We start from the raw sequence: 15,491 nt of genomic DNA, 5'->3' as shown, positions 1-15,491 counted from the left end.
GTGGTGAGGCTACTGACGCCTTCGCGAGCAAGCCCGCTCCCACATTTGATCGGCGGTGATTCGCCTATTGGTGTCTAGCTCGAACCCCCTGTGGGAGCGGGCTTGCTCGCGAAGAGGCCAGTTCAGACACTCCACCTACAACTGCCCGCCACATTTAGGCGCAACTTCGCTCAACCATTTCCCCGCATCGCCCGATTTTGGTGCTGTACTGCCCTGAGCATTCCGGGAAAGCGCCCCAGCCTGTGCATGGCATAAGTCTTGCGCGCTTTCCAATACGCTTAGGGCTCGCAGGAGGCACGCCGTGTCGATTCATGTCGCATTGCATCACGTCACGCATTACCGCTACGACCGCGCTGTCGAACTCGGCCCGCAGATCGTTCGCCTGCGCCCGGCTGCCCACAGCCGCACGCGAATTCTCTCGTATTCGCTGAAGGTCTCGCCCGAGCAGCATTTCATCAACTGGCAGCAAGACCCGCAGGGCAATTACCTGGCGCGGCTGGTTTTTCCCGAGAAGACCGACGAGTTACGCATCGAAGTCGATCTGCTGGCGGAAATGGCTGTATTCAATCCGTTCGATTTCTTCCTCGAACCCTACGCCGAGAAAATCCCCTTCGCCTACGCCGCCGATGAGCGCAAAGAGCTGGCGCCGTACCTCGAAACGCTGCCGCTGACGCCGAAGTTTCAGGCCTACCTGGACGGCATCGACCGCACGCCGCTGCCGGCCGTGGACTTTCTCGTGGCGCTCAATCAGCGCCTGAGCGAAGACATTGGTTACCTGATCCGCATGGAGCCGGGCGTACAAACCCCTGAGCACACCCTTGAACATGCCTCCGGCTCGTGCCGTGACTCGGCGTGGTTGCTGGTGCAACTGCTGCGCAACCTTGGGCTGGCAGCGCGGTTCGTCTCCGGTTACCTGATTCAACTGACCGCCGATGTGAAAAGCCTCGACGGTCCCTCGGGCACAGATGTTGATTTCACTGACCTGCACGCCTGGTGCGAAGTGTACCTGCCGGGCGCCGGCTGGATCGGTCTCGATGCCACTTCCGGGCTGTTTGCCGGTGAAGGGCATATTCCGTTGGCGTGTAGTCCTGATCCCTCTTCGGCAGCGCCGATCAGCGGCATGGTCGAACCGTGCGAAACACAGTTCAGCCACGAAATGTCGGTTGAGCGAATCTGGGAAGCGCCACGGGTCACCAAGCCGTACACCGATGAGCAGTGGCTGGCGATTCAGGCATTGGGCCGGCAGATCGATGCCGACCTGCTGGAGGGCGATGTACGCCTGACCATGGGCGGCGAGCCGACCTTCGTCTCCATCGATGACCCGGATGGTGCCGAGTGGAACACCGCGGCCCTTGGCGAAGACAAGCGCCGGCTCTCCGCCGAACTGTTTCAGCGCATGCGCAAACATTACGCGCCAAAAGGGCTGGTGCATTTTGGTCAGGGCAAGTGGTATCCGGGCGAGCAACTGCCGCGCTGGTCGCTCAACTGTTACTGGCGCCGCGATGGCGTGCCGATCTGGCAAAACGACGCGCTGATCGCCGGCGAGCAGCAGGATTACGGCGCCAATGGCGAGCTGGCCGGACGTTTCCTGGCCAGCGTCGCCGAACGCCTGAAACTGCCTGCGCGCTTTGTGTTTGCAGCCTACGAGGACAATTTCTATTACCTCTGGCGCGAAGGTTCGTTGCCGAGCAACGTCAGCGCGCAAGACTCGCGTCTAGAGGAACCGCTGGAGCGTGCGCGACTGCGCAAGGTCTTTAGCCAAGGCCTCGATAAAGTCATCGGTCAGGTGCTGCCGCTGGCGCGCACCGCCAAGGGTGATCAATGGCAGAGCGGGCGCTGGTATCTGCGCGACGAGCATTGCCGACTGGTGCCGGGTGACTCGCCGCTGGGCTATCGCTTGCCGCTTGGTTCGCAGCCGTGGGTGAACGCCGCCGAATATCCGTTCATCCATCCGCAGGACCCGAATCAGGATTTCCCGGCGCTGCCGGACACCGCGCAACTGAACAGTCACGGCGAGCCGGCCAAGGCTGACGAGCGTCTGCCGAAAATCGACGAATCCGCCGACTGGCTGACCCGCACCGCGTTTTGCGCCGAGGCCCGCGAAGGGCGCTTGTATCTGTTCATGCCGCCGCTGGAGCGGGTCGAGGATTACCTGGAACTGGTGGCGGCCATTGAGGCCACTGCCGAAGAATTGCATTGCCCGGTGTTGCTGGAAGGCTATGAGCCGCCGAGCGATCCGCGCCTGAGCAATTTCCGTATTACCCCGGACCCCGGCGTGATCGAGGTCAACGTGCAGCCTTCGGCGACGTGGGACGAGTTGGTCGAGCGCACCGAGTTTCTCTATGAAGAGGCACGCCAGACTCGCCTGACCACCGAGAAATTCATGATCGATGGCCGTCACACCGGCACTGGCGGCGGAAACCATTTCGTCCTTGGTGGCGCTACACCTGCCGACTCACCGTTCCTGCGTCGCCCGGATTTGCTGCGCAGCCTGATCAGTTACTGGCACAACCACCCATCGCTGTCGTACCTGTTTTCCGGGTTGTTCATCGGCCCGACCTCCCAGGCACCACGAGTCGACGAGGCGCGTAACGACGCCTTGTATGAGCTGGAAATTGCCTTCGCGCAAATGCCTGAACCGGGCGAGGAGTGCGCACCGTGGCTGGTGGATCGTCTGCTGCGCAACTTGCTGATCGACGTCACCGGCAACACCCATCGCGCCGAATTCTGCATCGACAAACTGTATTCGCCGGACGGCGCCACCGGGCGCCTCGGGTTGCTGGAACTGCGCGCCTTTGAAATGCCGCCGCACGCACGCATGAGCCTGGCCCAGCAATTGTTGCTGCGGGCGCTGGTCGCACGTTTTTGGCGCGAGCCTTATGCGCCGCCGAAACTGGCGCGCTGGGGCACCGAACTGCACGACCGTTTTCTGTTGCCGCACTTTATCGAGCAGGATTTCGCCGACGTCATCGTCGAACTCAACAACGCCGGCTATCCGTTGCGCGCAGAGTGGTTTGCGGCGCATCTGGAGTTTCGTTTCCCCAAGGTCGGCGACTACGCGGTCAACGGCATCGAACTGGAGCTGCGTCAGGCGCTCGAGCCGTGGCATGTGCTGGGCGAGGAGGGCGCGGCGGGCGGCGCGGTGCGTTACGTCGATTCATCGCTGGAGCGTTTGCAGGTCAAGCTCAAGGGCTTGCCACCGCAGCGTTATCTGCTGACCTGCAACGGCATCCCCGTGCCGTTGCATCCGACCGGGCGGGTCGGCGAGTTTGTCGCCGGTGTGCGTTACCGCGCCTGGCAACCGGCCAACTGTCTGCAACCGACCATCCCGGTACACGCGCCGCTGGTATTCGACCTGCTCGATACCTGGATGGCGCGTTCGCTGGGTGGCTGCCAGTACCACGTCGCCCATCCGGGCGGGCGTAATTACCAAACGTTGCCGGTCAACGCTAACGAAGCGGAGAGCCGGCGCATGGCGCGCTTCTTCCGGATCGGACACACACCGGGGAAACTTCCCATACCCGATCTGACAATCTCCGACGAGCTACCGATGACACTCGATTTACGACGTTTCTAAGTCCTGCGCGACGCGCGGATTTTTCGTATATCCGCGCGTCATGTGCCTGCGTTAGTCTGACCGTTCACTGCTGTCTGCCGAGCTTTCCATGCCTGACCTGCTAGACCGCTACCCGCTGACGGCGGGCACTTATCACGAACTGCTCAACGACAGCGGCGAAGTGCGTGCGCACTGGCGGCGGCTGTTCGATCAACTGCAGCGCAGCACCCCGGCGCAACTGCTGCAGCGTCAGGCGTTGCTGGCCCGGCAGATTCAGGAAAACGGCGTTACTTACAACGTCTATGCCGACCCCAAGGGCGCCGATCGACCATGGGAGCTGGACTTGCTGCCGCATGTGATTGCAGCAGATGAGTGGCAGCAATTGTCGGCGGGGATTGCTCAGCGTGCGCGCCTGCTCAATGCCGTGCTGGCGGATCTGTACGGGCCGCAACGTTTGATCAGAGAAGGCCTGCTGCCGGCAGAACTAGTCTTCGGCCACAACAACTTCCTCTGGCCCTGTCAGGGCATCGCTCCGCCGGAAGAGGCGTTTCTGCATCTGTACGCGGTGGATCTTGCGCGCACGCCGGACGGCCGCTGGTGGGTGACGGCCGATCGCACGCAAGCCCCTTCGGGCGCCGGTTATGCGCTGGAAAACCGCACCATCGTGTCCCGCGCCTTCCCGGAGTTGTACCGTGATCTGAAGGTGCAGCATCTGGCCGGCTTCTTCCGCACGTTGCAGGAAACCCTCGCCCGGCAGGCACCCAGCGATGGCGACGCGCCGCTGGTGGTGTTGCTGACGCCGGGGCGCTTCAACGAAAGCTATTTCGAACATCTTTATCTCGCCCGTCAGCTCGGTTATCCGCTGGTGGAGGGTGGCGACCTCACGGTGCGCGATGCCACGGTCTATCTGAAAACCCTCAGTGGCCTGCGCCGGGTGCACGCGATCATGCGCCGGCTCGACGACGACTTCTGCGATCCACTGGAGCTGCGCACCGATTCCGCACTCGGTGTACCCGGGTTGCTCGAGGCGGTGCGGCAGGGCCGGGTGCTGGTGGCCAACGCACTCGGCAGTGGCGTGCTCGAATCACCCGGTTTGCTGGGCTTTTTACCGAAGATCAACCAGTTTCTGTTTGGCGAAGAGCTGATCCTGCCGTCCATTGCGACCTGGTGGTGTGGGGAGGCGCCTGTGTTGGCACAAGCACTGGAAAAACTGCCTGAACTGTTGATCAAGCCTGCTTTCCCCTCGCAAAGCTTCGCACCGGTATTCGGCCGTGATCTGAGTGAAAACCAGCGTCAATCGCTTGCCGAGCGCATGCAGGCGCGACCGTATGCGTATGTCGCGCAAGAATTGGCCCAGCTGTCCCAGGCGCCGATCTGGCAGGCCGAGGACGGTCAACTGCAACCCCGGGCCATCGGTATGCGTATGTACGCGGTGGCCAGCCGTGACGGCTATCGGGTGCTGCCCGGCGGGCTGACCCGGGTGGCCGCCGAAGCCGATGCCGAGGTGGTCTCGATGCAGCGCGGCGGGGCGAGCAAAGACACCTGGGTATTGGGCGATCGGCCGCCAAGCGGCGAACAATGGAAGGCTCAGCGCAACGTCGGTGTACACGATCTGGTGCGGCGCGACCCTTACCTGCCTTCGCGGGTGGTGGAAAACCTGTTCTGGTTCGGTCGTTATTGCGAACGTTGCGACGACAGCGCGCGGCTGCTGCGGATCATGCTCACGCGCTATGTCGATGGTGATGATCCGCAAGCGCTGTTGGCGGCTGTCGATCTTGGCGAGCGGCTGGCGCTGTTGCCGGACGAGGGTGAGCTACCGGAGCGCCTGCTGGCGGCGCTGCTCGGCGAAGACTGGTCGTTCAGCCTGCGCTCCAACCTGCAACGCTTGCAGTGGGCAGCCTCGCAGGTGCGCGGCAAACTCTCCCGGGAGAACTGGCAGGCCCTGGTGGAGTTGCAACGCGAAGCCACGGAACTGGATACCGATGAGCCGGATTTCGGCGAGTTGCTGGATTTTCTCAACCGTCTGGTGATGTCGCTGGCGGCGCTGTCCGGGTTTGCCCTGGACGACATGACCCGCGACGAAGGCTGGCGCTTTCTGATGATCGGTCGCCGTATCGAGCGTCTGCAATTTCTCAGCAGCAGTCTTGCGGCGTTTCTGCGCGGCGCGGGCGCGTTCGACCAGGCTGGCCTGGAATGGCTGCTGGAACTGGGTAACAGCAGCATTACCTACCGCTCGCGCTATCTGGCGGTGGCGCAATTGATTCCGGTACTCGACCTGTTACTGCTTGATGAGCAGAACCCGCATGCGGTGTTGTTCCAGTTGAAACTGGTCACGCGCACGTTGAAACGCTTGAACGATGATTTCGGCGTGCCTCGTGAGGCCGGACTGGCGCATCTGGTCGAGCGTCTGGCGCGGTTCGATCTGGGGTGTCTGGAGAACCCGTTGTTCGGCGAATCCAGCGTGCGTGCGGCCCTTGATGGTCTGGCGGACCTGCTGCAAGAGATCGCCGAGGCCAGCGGCCAGGTGTCCGATCGCCTGGCCCTGCGCCATTTCGCCCACGTCGATGATGTCAGCCAGCGCACGGTGTCCGTCTGATGAACGCGCATTACCAGATCCTCCACGACACCTGTTACCACTACGACAGCCCGGTTTCCCTGGCGCAGCAATTGGCGCATCTGTGGCCGCGTGAATGCAGTTGGCAGCGCTGCACCGAGCAGCAGTTGCTGATCAGCCCGGAGCCAACGGCGCGTCGCGATGAACTGGATGTGTTCGGCAATCCGCTGACCCGACTTGCGTTCGAGCGTCCGCATGATGAGTTGCAGGTCAACGCCCGACTCACTGTTGAAGTGCTGGCGCGACCGCAGCTGGATTTCAACCAGTCCCCCGCGTGGGAACTGACGCGCAATGCGCTGACCTACAGCAGTCAGCCGCTCGGCGCTGAATTGCTTGAGGCTTGCCGCTATCGATTCCAGTCACCCTACGTGCATTTGAAGCGTAGCTTCGTCGAGTTCTCGCAAAGCTGTTTCCCACCCGGCCGGCCGTTACTGCTGGGTGTGCAGGCGTTGATGCAGAAGATCTTCAGCGAATTCACCTTCGATGCCGAGGCGACCCAAGTGGCGACACCGTTGGTAGAAGTGCTGGAGCGGCGGCGTGGAGTGTGTCAGGACTTCGCGCATTTGATGCTCGCCTGCGTGCGTTCCCGAGGGTTGGCGGCGCGTTATGTCAGCGGTTATCTGCTGACCCAGCCACCACCGGGGCAGCCACGGCTGATCGGCGCTGATGCGTCACATGCCTGGGTGTCGGTGTTTTGTCCGGTACTGGGCTGGGTGGATTTCGATCCGACCAACAATGTGCAGCCGGGGCTGGAGCACATTACGTTGGCGTGGGGGCGGGATTTTTCCGATGTGTCGCCGTTGCGCGGGGTGATTCTTGGCGGCGGCAGCCATGATCCCGAAGTGCGGGTCACGGTGATGCCACTGGACGAATAGAGATCAAATGTGGGAGCGAGCCTGCTCGCGAAAGCGTCAGGTCAGTCAAATCATGTGTGGCTAAATACACCGCCTTCGCGAGCAGGCTCGCTCCCACATGGGAATTTGGGTGTGCTTGGGAAGGGGGAAGGTCTGTGAGGGCCGGCAGTGAAACTGCCAGCCCCGTCACAAATCCGCAGGGTCTGATTCGATCATCAAACCCGGTGGGGTTCAGGCGTCGGGCGCCTGATCTTTCGGTGTTTCAGTCGCATCGGTTGCATCAACATCATCTTGCGTCGCCACTTCACCGTCAGGGTTCAGTGCCGCTTCTTCAGCTACTTGTTTCTTGCGCTGAAGCTTTTCCTCTTTCTTCTTTTCCTTTTCCAGGTCTCGTTGACGTTTGGCGAAGGAGTAATTGGGTTTGGCCATGGGCGATCCTCTTGGGTCGAAGGTGAGGTTGAGCGGCGCGTATTCTGCCCTGTATCTGTGCCCGGCGGTTAGCCGGGTTTTTGGTCGACCCACTTTGGCGTGACGGTCGGCTTCCAGTTATCGAGGGACTCGAGCAGGGTTTGCGGTGATTCGCTCACTTGCAGCATGTCACGGTGTGGCGCGCGAACGAAGCCTTCGCCGACGATATGGTCAAGAAAAGCTGTGAGTTTGCTGTAAAAGTCGTTCACTTCCAGCAGGCCCAGCGGCTTGCCGTGGTAGCCGAGCTGGCCCCAGGTCCAGACTTCGAACAACTCTTCCAGCGTGCCAAGGCCGCCGGGCAACGCGATAAACGCATCGCTGAGTTCGGCCATCCGCGCCTTGCGGGCGTGCATGCCGTCGACCACTTCCAGGCGCGTCAGGCTCTTATGGCCGATTTCCTTGTCCATCAGGCTTTGCGGGATGATGCCGATCACTTCCCCGCCAGCGGTCAGTGCGGCATCGGCAACGATGCCCATCAAACCCACGGCGCCACCGCCGTAAACGAGCGTCAACTTGCGCTCGGCCAGGGCCCGGCCAAGGGCTTTGGCGGCTTCGGTATAAGCCGGATCAGTGCCGGCGTTGGCACCGCAAAATACACAAACGGATTTCAGAGACATGCCTTCCTCCTGGGTCAATCCGTCACAGGGTAACGGCTGGCAGGCCTCGATCCAAGGTCTAGACTTCGCGTTCTGGCGATTCAAAGGTTCCGCTGGCGCCACAGGCGTAGGCGGCGAGCAAACTGCACAACAGACCGTTAAAGAACATGACAGGCACTCCGTCTCAATGGGATGGCTCGATCATAGGTTCAGCCGCGTGATCTGACCGTTAGATTGTGTCGATGAGTGTCATAGCCTGAAAGTTGTATACAATTTTTGACTCAAGTCATAGGAACTTGCGAAGAATTCAGGCAGTCTTTCCACCATTCGTGATTTTGTTAACCCTGCCTTGGAGATTCACCATGTTTTCCAAAGTTGTTGCGGTATCCCTGCTGGCGCTGGCCAGCAGCCAATTGATGGCTGCCGAGTGCAAAACCACCGTTGACTCCACCGATCAGATGTCCTTCAACACCAAGGAAATCGTGATCGACAAGAGCTGCAAGACTTTCACCGTCGAACTGACCCACTCCGGCAGCCTGCCGAAGAACGTCATGGGCCATAACCTGGTGATCAGCAAAGAAGCTGACATGCAGCCGATCGCCACCGATGGCCTGGCTGCCGGTATCGACAAGAACTACCTGAAGGAAGGTGACGCACGTGTCATCGCCCACACCAAAATCATCGGCGCCAAGGAAACCGACTCGGTGACCTTCGACGTGTCCAAGGTAGCGGACGGCGGCTACGGTTTCTTCTGCTCGTTCCCGGGCCACATCTCGATGATGAAAGGCACCATTACGGTCAAGTAAGCAGGTTCACCGCGTCATCGTTCTTCGCGAGCAGGCTCGCTCCCATCGTGTCCCGGTTGCCCACAAAATGTGTGACCGACACAAAACCTGTGGGAGCGAGCCTGCTCGCGAAGGGGCCATCAGCATCAATCAATGCAATGGCCAAAGAAAAGCCCGCTGAGGATCACTCCTCAGCGGGCTTTTTCATTCCATCGCCAATCAAGGCGCGAACGGCATGACGCGCTTGTGATGGGTTTTGTTGTAGGTGTTCACGATGATGTCGAACGCTTCCTGACGCACCGGCTCGCCGTGCAGGAAGGCATCAATCTCGGCATAGGTCACGCCGTGGGAGGCTTCGTCGGGCTTGCCCGGGGAAAGGTCCTCAAGGTCGGCAGTCGGGACTTTTTCCACCAGCGACTCGGGCGCGCCGAAGCTGCGGGCAATTGCGCGAACCTGGTTTTTCACCAGACCGCTGAGCGGGGCCAGGTCGCAAGCGCCGTCACCGAATTTGGTGAAGAACCCCATCACCGCTTCTGCCGCATGGTCAGTACCAATTACCAGACCGTGGGCAGCGCCAGCGATGGTGTACTGGGCCACCATACGCATCCGCGCCTTGGTGTTGCCGAGCACGAAATCCACCGACACTGCATGCTTGCCTTCAAACGCCGCCACTTCTGCGGCCAGCGATTTCACCGCCGGGCCGATATTGACCGTGTGGCGTTCGTCCGGGGCGATGAAGTCCACCGAGGCTTGGGCGTCGTGTTCGTCAAACTGGGTTTCGTACGGCAGGCGCACGGCGATGAACTTGTAGCTTTGGTCGCCCGTTTGATCACGCAGTTCGCGCATCGCGCGCTGGGCCAACAGGCCTGCGGTCAGCGAGTCGACGCCGCCGCTGATACCGAGCACCAGCGTCTTGAGCCCGGAATTGACCAGGCAATCCTGAATAAAGCGGATACGTCGGGCGACTTCCGCTTCGAGTGCCTTGTAGTCGGCAAACGGCGGTTGCACCTTGAGCTGTTCAGCAATCTCACGCTGTACGGCTTGCATGAATTCACTCCTTGCTAGATAGACTGGAATCGGCAGGAACCTGGAAAACGTGTCGCAAATAGGCAACAAAATTCGGGTCTTTGCAGTGGGTCTTGCCTGGCTCGTCGGAGATCTTCGCCACCGCTTGGCCGTTGCAGGCGGTCATTTTAAGCACGATGCTCATCGGTTCGACACCCGGAATATCACAAGTGAGGTTGGTGCCGATGCCGAAGCTCACGTTGATCCGACCGTGCAGCGCGCGGAATATTTCCAGCGACTTGGGCAGGGTCAGGCTGTCGGAGAACACCAGGGTCTTGCTCATCGGATCGATGCCGAGCTTGTGATAGTGGGCGATGCATTTTTCACCCCAGGCCACAGGGTCACCGGAATCGTGGCGCAAGCCATCGAAAAGCTTGGCGAAGAACAGGTCGAAATCACCGAGGAAGGCATCGGTGGTGATGCAGTCGGTCAGGGCGATGCCCAGCAAACCCCGGTACTCGCGCACCCAGCAGTCAAGTGCGGCGATCTGGCTGTCGATCAGCCGTGGGCCAAGTTGCTGATGCGCCATGATCCACTCGTGGGCCATGGTGCCCAGCGGTTTCATGTCCAGCTCGCGGGACAAGTGCACGTTGCTGGTGCCGACGAAGCGCCCAGGGAAATCGTGCTTGAGCACGTTGACCACTTCTTCCTGCACGCGGTAGGAAAACCTGCGGCGGGTGCCGAAATCGGCGACCTGCAATTGCGATAACTCATCGGCCGAGGCGTTAGCGGTCAGCCAGTCGAACTTGCGATAGAGTTGCTCACGTGCCTGCTCAAGCACGGTTTCGCGGTAGCGATAGCGGTTGCGCACCTCGCTGACGATCGCCAGCAGCGGCACTTCGTAGAGGATCACGTGCAACCATGGCCCACGCAGGCGGATGAATAACTCGCCGTTCTCGATGCCCGTATGCAGGTAGCGCAGGTTGAAGCGGAACAGGCCGAGGAAACGCAGGAAGTCCGGTTTGAGGAAGCTGATGCGCTCAAGAAAACTCAACTGATCGGCACTCAGGCTCAACTCGGCCAGACGCTCGATCTGATAGCGGATCTCGGCCAGATACGGGCGCAGATCCTCGCTGTTACGGCAACGAAACTCCCATTCGACTTCGACGTTGGGGTAGTTGTGCAGCACCGCCTGCATCATCGTCAGCTTGTAGAAGTCGGTGTCGAGCAGGTTCTGCACGATGCGATCGGCAAACACGCTCTCGCTCATAACGGGGTCTCCAGGTGCGCCGCGCCGTTGCGCGGTCTCAATCAATGGCGCTAGTGGCGCATATCAGCGACGAAGATTGCCAGTAATTTTTTAGATCACTGCAGAACCTTGTGGGAGCGAGCCTGCTCGCGAAGGCGTCATTTCAGTCAACATTGATACTGAATGTGCCGGCCTCTTCGCGAGCAGGCTCGCTCCCACAGTTTTCAATCGGGTCAGTCATTCGGATTGTCGATCTGCTCCAGCATCCACTTTACGAAGTCGCGCACTTTGGGCACTTCCGCCGCGTGTTCTGGGTACGCCAGGTAATAGGCGTCGGTGCTGGGCATTGCATGCTGCCAGGGAATGACCAGTTTGCCGTCGGCCAATTCCTCTTCCACCAGAAACCGTGGCAGCAACGCCACGCCGCAGCCGACTTGCGCCGCGCGAATGCACATATAGAAGGTTTCGAAACGCGGCCCGTGGTAGCTGTGCTCGGTCTGGTAGCCCTGACTGTCGAACCAGTCGTGCCACGCTTGCGGGCGCGACGCATTTTGCAGCAGCACCAGATCGGTGAGTTGCGTCGGATCAGTGAACGGCGTATCAGGCAGACTGCCCGGCGCGCAGACCGGCACCAGCTCTTCGCCGAACAGCTTCAGGCATTCGGTGCCGGGGCGCGAACCCTGGCCGTAGTAGAACGCCAGATCGCTGCGCCCTTGGAGCAAATCGTCCGCCTCCTGCTCGTTGCACAAATCCAGATGGATTGACGGATGGCGCAAGCGCCAGCCTTTCAAGCGTGGCACCAGCCAGCGGGCGCCGAAGGTCGAGGGTGTGGAAACCCGCAGGACTTCGGTCTCACCGCCGTAGGAACGCAGGTAATGCGTCGACATCTCAACCTGGGTAAGGATTTTTCTGACCTCCACCAAGTACAAATCCCCGGCCGGGGTCATCTGCAAGCGGCGGCGTACCCGACGGAACAACAAGTGCTGCAACAATTCCTCAAGCTGCGCGACCTGTTTACTGACTGCGCTCTGGGTCAGGTTCAGTTCCTCGGCAGCCCGGGTAAAACTCAGGTGCCGGGTCACGGCCTCGAAGCACTGCAGCGCGGTGATCGATGGCAAGTGGCGTTTGTTCAGCATGGCGGATCCTTTTCTTGTCTTTCTATGCGCAGCATGAATAAACGGAATGATATCTCGCGTAAAGGTCGTTTGTTGCCTCGCCGTACTGACGCTACAACTAAAGGCCTGCCCGGTCGTGAAATGGCGACCGCACACATTCAGTTTTTTGCTTGAGGAGTGACCCATGGTTGCCGCATTGCTTGATCGTCTTGGTGTGAACCCGGCCCTTTATCAGAACGGCAAAGTGCCGGTGCATTCGCCGATCGACGGCAGCCGCATCGCCGCCGTGAACTGGGAAGGCCCGGCCGAAGTCGAGCAGCACATCAGTCGCGCAGATCATGCGTTCGAGGCATGGCGCAAGGTGCCGGCCCCGCGTCGCGGTGAACTGGTGCGTCAATTCGGTGAAGTGCTGCGCGAGTACAAGGCGGATCTTGGCGAGCTGGTGTCGTGGGAGGCCGGTAAGATCACTCAGGAAGGTTTGGGTGAAGTGCAGGAGATGATCGACATCTGTGACTTCGCCGTCGGTCTGTCGCGCCAGTTGTACGGTTTGACCATTGCCTCCGAGCGCCCGGGCCACCACATGCGGGAGACCTGGCATCCGCTGGGCGTGGTTGGCGTGATCAGTGCGTTCAACTTCCCGGTCGCGGTGTGGGCGTGGAACACCACGCTGGCGCTGGTCTGCGGCAACCCGGTGGTATGGAAACCGTCGGAGAAAACCCCGCTGACGGCGCTAGCCTGTCAGGCGCTGTTCGACCGCGTGGTGAAGAATTTCACTGATGCCCCGGCAAACCTGTGCCAAGTGATCATCGGTGGCCGTGACGCTGGTGAAGCGCTGGTCGATGACCCGCGTGTCGCGTTGATCAGCGCCACCGGCAGCACCCGCATGGGCCGCGAAGTCGCGCCGAAAGTCGCCGCGCGTTTTGCCCGCAGCATCCTTGAATTGGGCGGCAACAACGCGATGATCCTCGGCCCGAGCGCCGATCTGGACATGGCCGTGCGCGCCATCCTGTTCAGCGCGGTCGGCACCGCCGGTCAGCGCTGCACCACGCTGCGTCGCCTGATCGCCCATGAATCGGTGAAAGAAGAAATCGTCAGCCGCCTCAAAGCCGCGTACGCCAAAGTGCGTATCGGCCATCCGCTGGAAGGCAATCTGGTCGGTCCGCTGATCGACAAACACAGCTTCGAAAACATGCAGGATGCCCTGGAGCAGGCGTTGAGCGAGGGCGGCCGGGTGTTTGGCGGCAAGCGTCAACTGGAGGAGCAGTTCCCGCACGCGTACTACGTCTCGCCGGCGATTGTGGAAATGCCGGAGCAGAGCGATGTGGTCTGCAGCGAAACCTTCGCGCCGATTCTGTATGTGGTCGGCTACAACGACTTCCAGGAAGCGCTGCGCCTGAACAACGCGGTACCGCAAGGCCTGTCGTCGTGCATCTTCACCACCGATGTGCGCGAGGCCGAGCAGTTCATGTCGGCGATCGGCAGCGACTGCGGCATTGCCAACGTCAACATCGGCCCGAGCGGCGCGGAAATCGGCGGCGCGTTTGGTGGCGAGAAAGAGACCGGTGGCGGTCGTGAGTCGGGTTCGGATGCATGGCGCGCGTACATGCGCCGCCAGACCAATACCGTGAACTATTCGCTGGAGCTGCCACTGGCGCAGGGCATTACCTTCGATTGAGTCCTTCGGTCAGGTGGAGATCCCCTTGTGGGAGCGAGCCTGCTCGCGAATGCAGTGGGTCAGTCGACATAGATGTTGACTGATATACCGCTTTCGCGAGCAGGCTCGCTCCCACAGGGTATGCAGTGTTTGTTAGGTTTCTGTTGGAGTCTGGCAATGCCGTTACGCGAAGAATGTCTGTGGGAACAACTTACGCCGCAAAGGCCCGATAACACGGCGCTCAAGGGTGAAGTCAAAGTCGATGTCTGCGTGATCGGCGCCGGGTTCACCGGGTTGTCGGCGGCGCTGCATCTGTTGGAAAAGGGCAAGACGGTCTGCGTGCTGGAAGCCCATCGCGCCGGTCACGGCGGTTCCGGACGCAACGTCGGGCTGGTCAACGCCGGGATGTGGATCCCGCCGGACGAGATCGAAGCCGGGTTCGGCCTGGAGGTCGGCAGCCAGCTCAACCGCATGCTCGGTGCGGCACCGGCGCTGGTGTTCAGCCTTGTGGATAAGTACAACATTGATTGCCAGTTGCGCCGCGAAGGCACCCTGCACATGGCACACAACGCCAAGGGCGAAGCGGATCTGCGCAGTCGCGAGCAACAATGGAAGCGCCGCGGCGCAACGGTCGAATTATTGACTGGCAAGGCCTGCGAGCAAGCCACCGGCACGCAAAAGATTGCCGCCGCTCTGCTTGACCGTCGTGCCGGGACGCTCAATCCGATGGCTTATGTCACCGGGCTGGCCAACGCGGTGATCGGACTGGGCGGGCAGATGTTCGATCATTCCCCGGTCATCCGTCTCGAACGCGTAGGGCAGAAATGGTCGGTGCAGACCGAGCACGGCTCGGTACTGGCCGAGCAGGTGGTCATCGCCTCCAACGCCTACACCGAAGGCGACTGGACCGAGCTCAAGCGCAACTTCTTCCCCGGTTACTACTATCAGGTCGCCTCGGTGCCGCTGACCGAAGACGCCGCGCAGGAAATTCTTCCGGGCGGGCAGGGCTCGTGGGACACCCGTCAGGTATTGAGCAGCATCCGCCGTGACAAGGAAGGGCGCTTGTTGCTTGGCAGCCTCGGCAACGGCAATCAGAAACCCACCTGGTTCCTCAAGGCCTGGGCCGACCGGGTGCAGCAGCATTACTTCCCCAATTTGAAACCCGTCGAGTGGGAGTGCACCTGGACCGGGCGCATTGCGTTCACGCCCGATCACTTGATGCGGCTGTTCGAACCGGCACCCGGTCTGGTGGCGGTTACCGGCTACAACGGCCGTGGCGTGACCACCGGCACCGTGGTCGGCAAGGCGTTCGCCGACTACCTGTGTGACACAAATCTGCAGGCCCTGCCGATTCCCTTTGCACCGATGCAGCCCTTGAGCGGTGTGGGCTTGCGCAGTTGTCTGTACGAGGCCGGGTTCTCGCTGTATCACGCAGGCCAGTGCCTGCGCATCGTCATTTGAGTGTTGAAATATGTTGCTGGAAGCAGCGCTTTTCGATGCAGCGACTAGCCTGTAATGGTGCGGGTTGTAGCAGTCCCGCACCAGCAGTGTGCAGTTCGGTGACGCGGGCTGTTACAGGCTGGTTGCACGTCGTT

The 15,491-nt window shown here is 60.9% G+C and carries 11 protein-coding genes; 6 read left to right on the top strand and 5 right to left on the bottom strand.

What is annotated here, in order from left to right:
- The first annotated feature begins 301 nt into the window (after nucleotides 1-301).
- The 3 genes from ATI02_RS12430 to ATI02_RS12420 all read left to right on the top strand — a co-directional run bounded on the left by ATI02_RS12430 (nucleotide 302) and on the right by ATI02_RS12420 (nucleotide 7,045).
- Nucleotides 302-3,577 (top strand): transglutaminase family protein, encoded by a 3,276-nt coding sequence (locus ATI02_RS12430; protein ID WP_100846424.1) that lies wholly within the window; start codon nucleotides 302-304, stop codon nucleotides 3,575-3,577.
- An 88-nt stretch (nucleotides 3,578-3,665) separates the two neighbouring features.
- Nucleotides 3,666-6,152 (top strand): circularly permuted type 2 ATP-grasp protein, encoded by a 2,487-nt coding sequence (locus tag ATI02_RS12425; RefSeq protein ID WP_100846423.1) that lies wholly within the window; start codon nucleotides 3,666-3,668, stop codon nucleotides 6,150-6,152.
- The gene (locus ATI02_RS12420; protein ID WP_095187320.1) at nucleotides 6,152-7,045 is read left to right on the top strand and encodes a transglutaminase family protein; all 894 of its coding nucleotides are present in this window, start codon (nucleotides 6,152-6,154) and stop codon (nucleotides 7,043-7,045) included. Before ATI02_RS12425 ends, ATI02_RS12420 begins: the two co-directional genes overlap by 1 nt.
- A 210-nt stretch (nucleotides 7,046-7,255) precedes the next feature.
- Here the strand turns inward: ATI02_RS12420 and ATI02_RS12415 are convergent, their stop codons facing one another.
- Together ATI02_RS12415 and ATI02_RS12410 are read right to left on the bottom strand one after the other, a co-directional pair.
- A complete protein-coding gene (locus tag ATI02_RS12415; protein ID WP_095187319.1) occupies nucleotides 7,256-7,453 on the bottom strand; it encodes a hypothetical protein in 198 nt (65 codons plus the stop codon).
- A 68-nt stretch (nucleotides 7,454-7,521) separates the two neighbouring features.
- A complete protein-coding gene (locus tag ATI02_RS12410; protein WP_100846422.1) occupies nucleotides 7,522-8,109 on the bottom strand; it encodes a cytokinin riboside 5'-monophosphate phosphoribohydrolase in 588 nt (195 codons plus the stop codon).
- Between the two features lie 341 nt (nucleotides 8,110-8,450).
- On the opposite strand from ATI02_RS12410, the gene azu reads away from it, so the two are divergent.
- Nucleotides 8,451-8,894, top strand: coding sequence for an azurin (gene azu / locus ATI02_RS12405; protein WP_095187317.1), 444 nt, complete (start codon nucleotides 8,451-8,453; stop codon nucleotides 8,892-8,894).
- Between the two features lie 198 nt (nucleotides 8,895-9,092).
- Here the strand turns inward: azu and nadE are convergent, their stop codons facing one another.
- From nadE to ATI02_RS12390, 3 genes are all read right to left on the bottom strand, one after another.
- Entirely contained in the window at nucleotides 9,093-9,920 is an 828-nt protein-coding gene (gene nadE, locus ATI02_RS12400; RefSeq protein WP_100846421.1) for an NAD(+) synthase, read from the bottom strand.
- Between the two features lie 4 nt (nucleotides 9,921-9,924).
- The gene (gene pncB, locus ATI02_RS12395) at nucleotides 9,925-11,148 is read right to left on the bottom strand and encodes a nicotinate phosphoribosyltransferase (protein WP_095187315.1); all 1,224 of its coding nucleotides are present in this window, start codon (nucleotides 11,146-11,148) and stop codon (nucleotides 9,925-9,927) included.
- 212 nt (nucleotides 11,149-11,360) lie between these two features.
- Complete coding sequence (locus ATI02_RS12390; RefSeq protein ID WP_100846420.1) at nucleotides 11,361-12,263, bottom strand: LysR family transcriptional regulator; 903 nt, start codon at nucleotides 12,261-12,263, stop codon at nucleotides 11,361-11,363.
- Nucleotides 12,264-12,426: 163 nt separating this feature from the next.
- On the opposite strand from ATI02_RS12390, the gene amaB reads away from it, so the two are divergent.
- Nucleotides 12,427-13,917: an L-piperidine-6-carboxylate dehydrogenase gene (gene amaB, locus ATI02_RS12385; protein ID WP_100846419.1), complete on the top strand. Its 1,491-nt coding sequence runs from the start codon at nucleotides 12,427-12,429 to the stop codon at nucleotides 13,915-13,917.
- 156 nt (nucleotides 13,918-14,073) lie between these two features.
- Entirely contained in the window at nucleotides 14,074-15,357 is a 1,284-nt protein-coding gene (gene amaA, locus ATI02_RS12380; RefSeq protein WP_100846418.1) for an L-pipecolate oxidase, read from the top strand.
- The last annotated feature ends 134 nt before the right edge of the window (nucleotides 15,358-15,491 follow it).

Origin of the sequence: Pseudomonas baetica, from assembly GCF_002813455.1 — a bacterium.
GTDB lineage: Bacteria > Pseudomonadota > Gammaproteobacteria > Pseudomonadales > Pseudomonadaceae > Aquipseudomonas > Aquipseudomonas baetica.
This window is presented reverse-complemented; position numbering and strand designations above follow the sequence as displayed.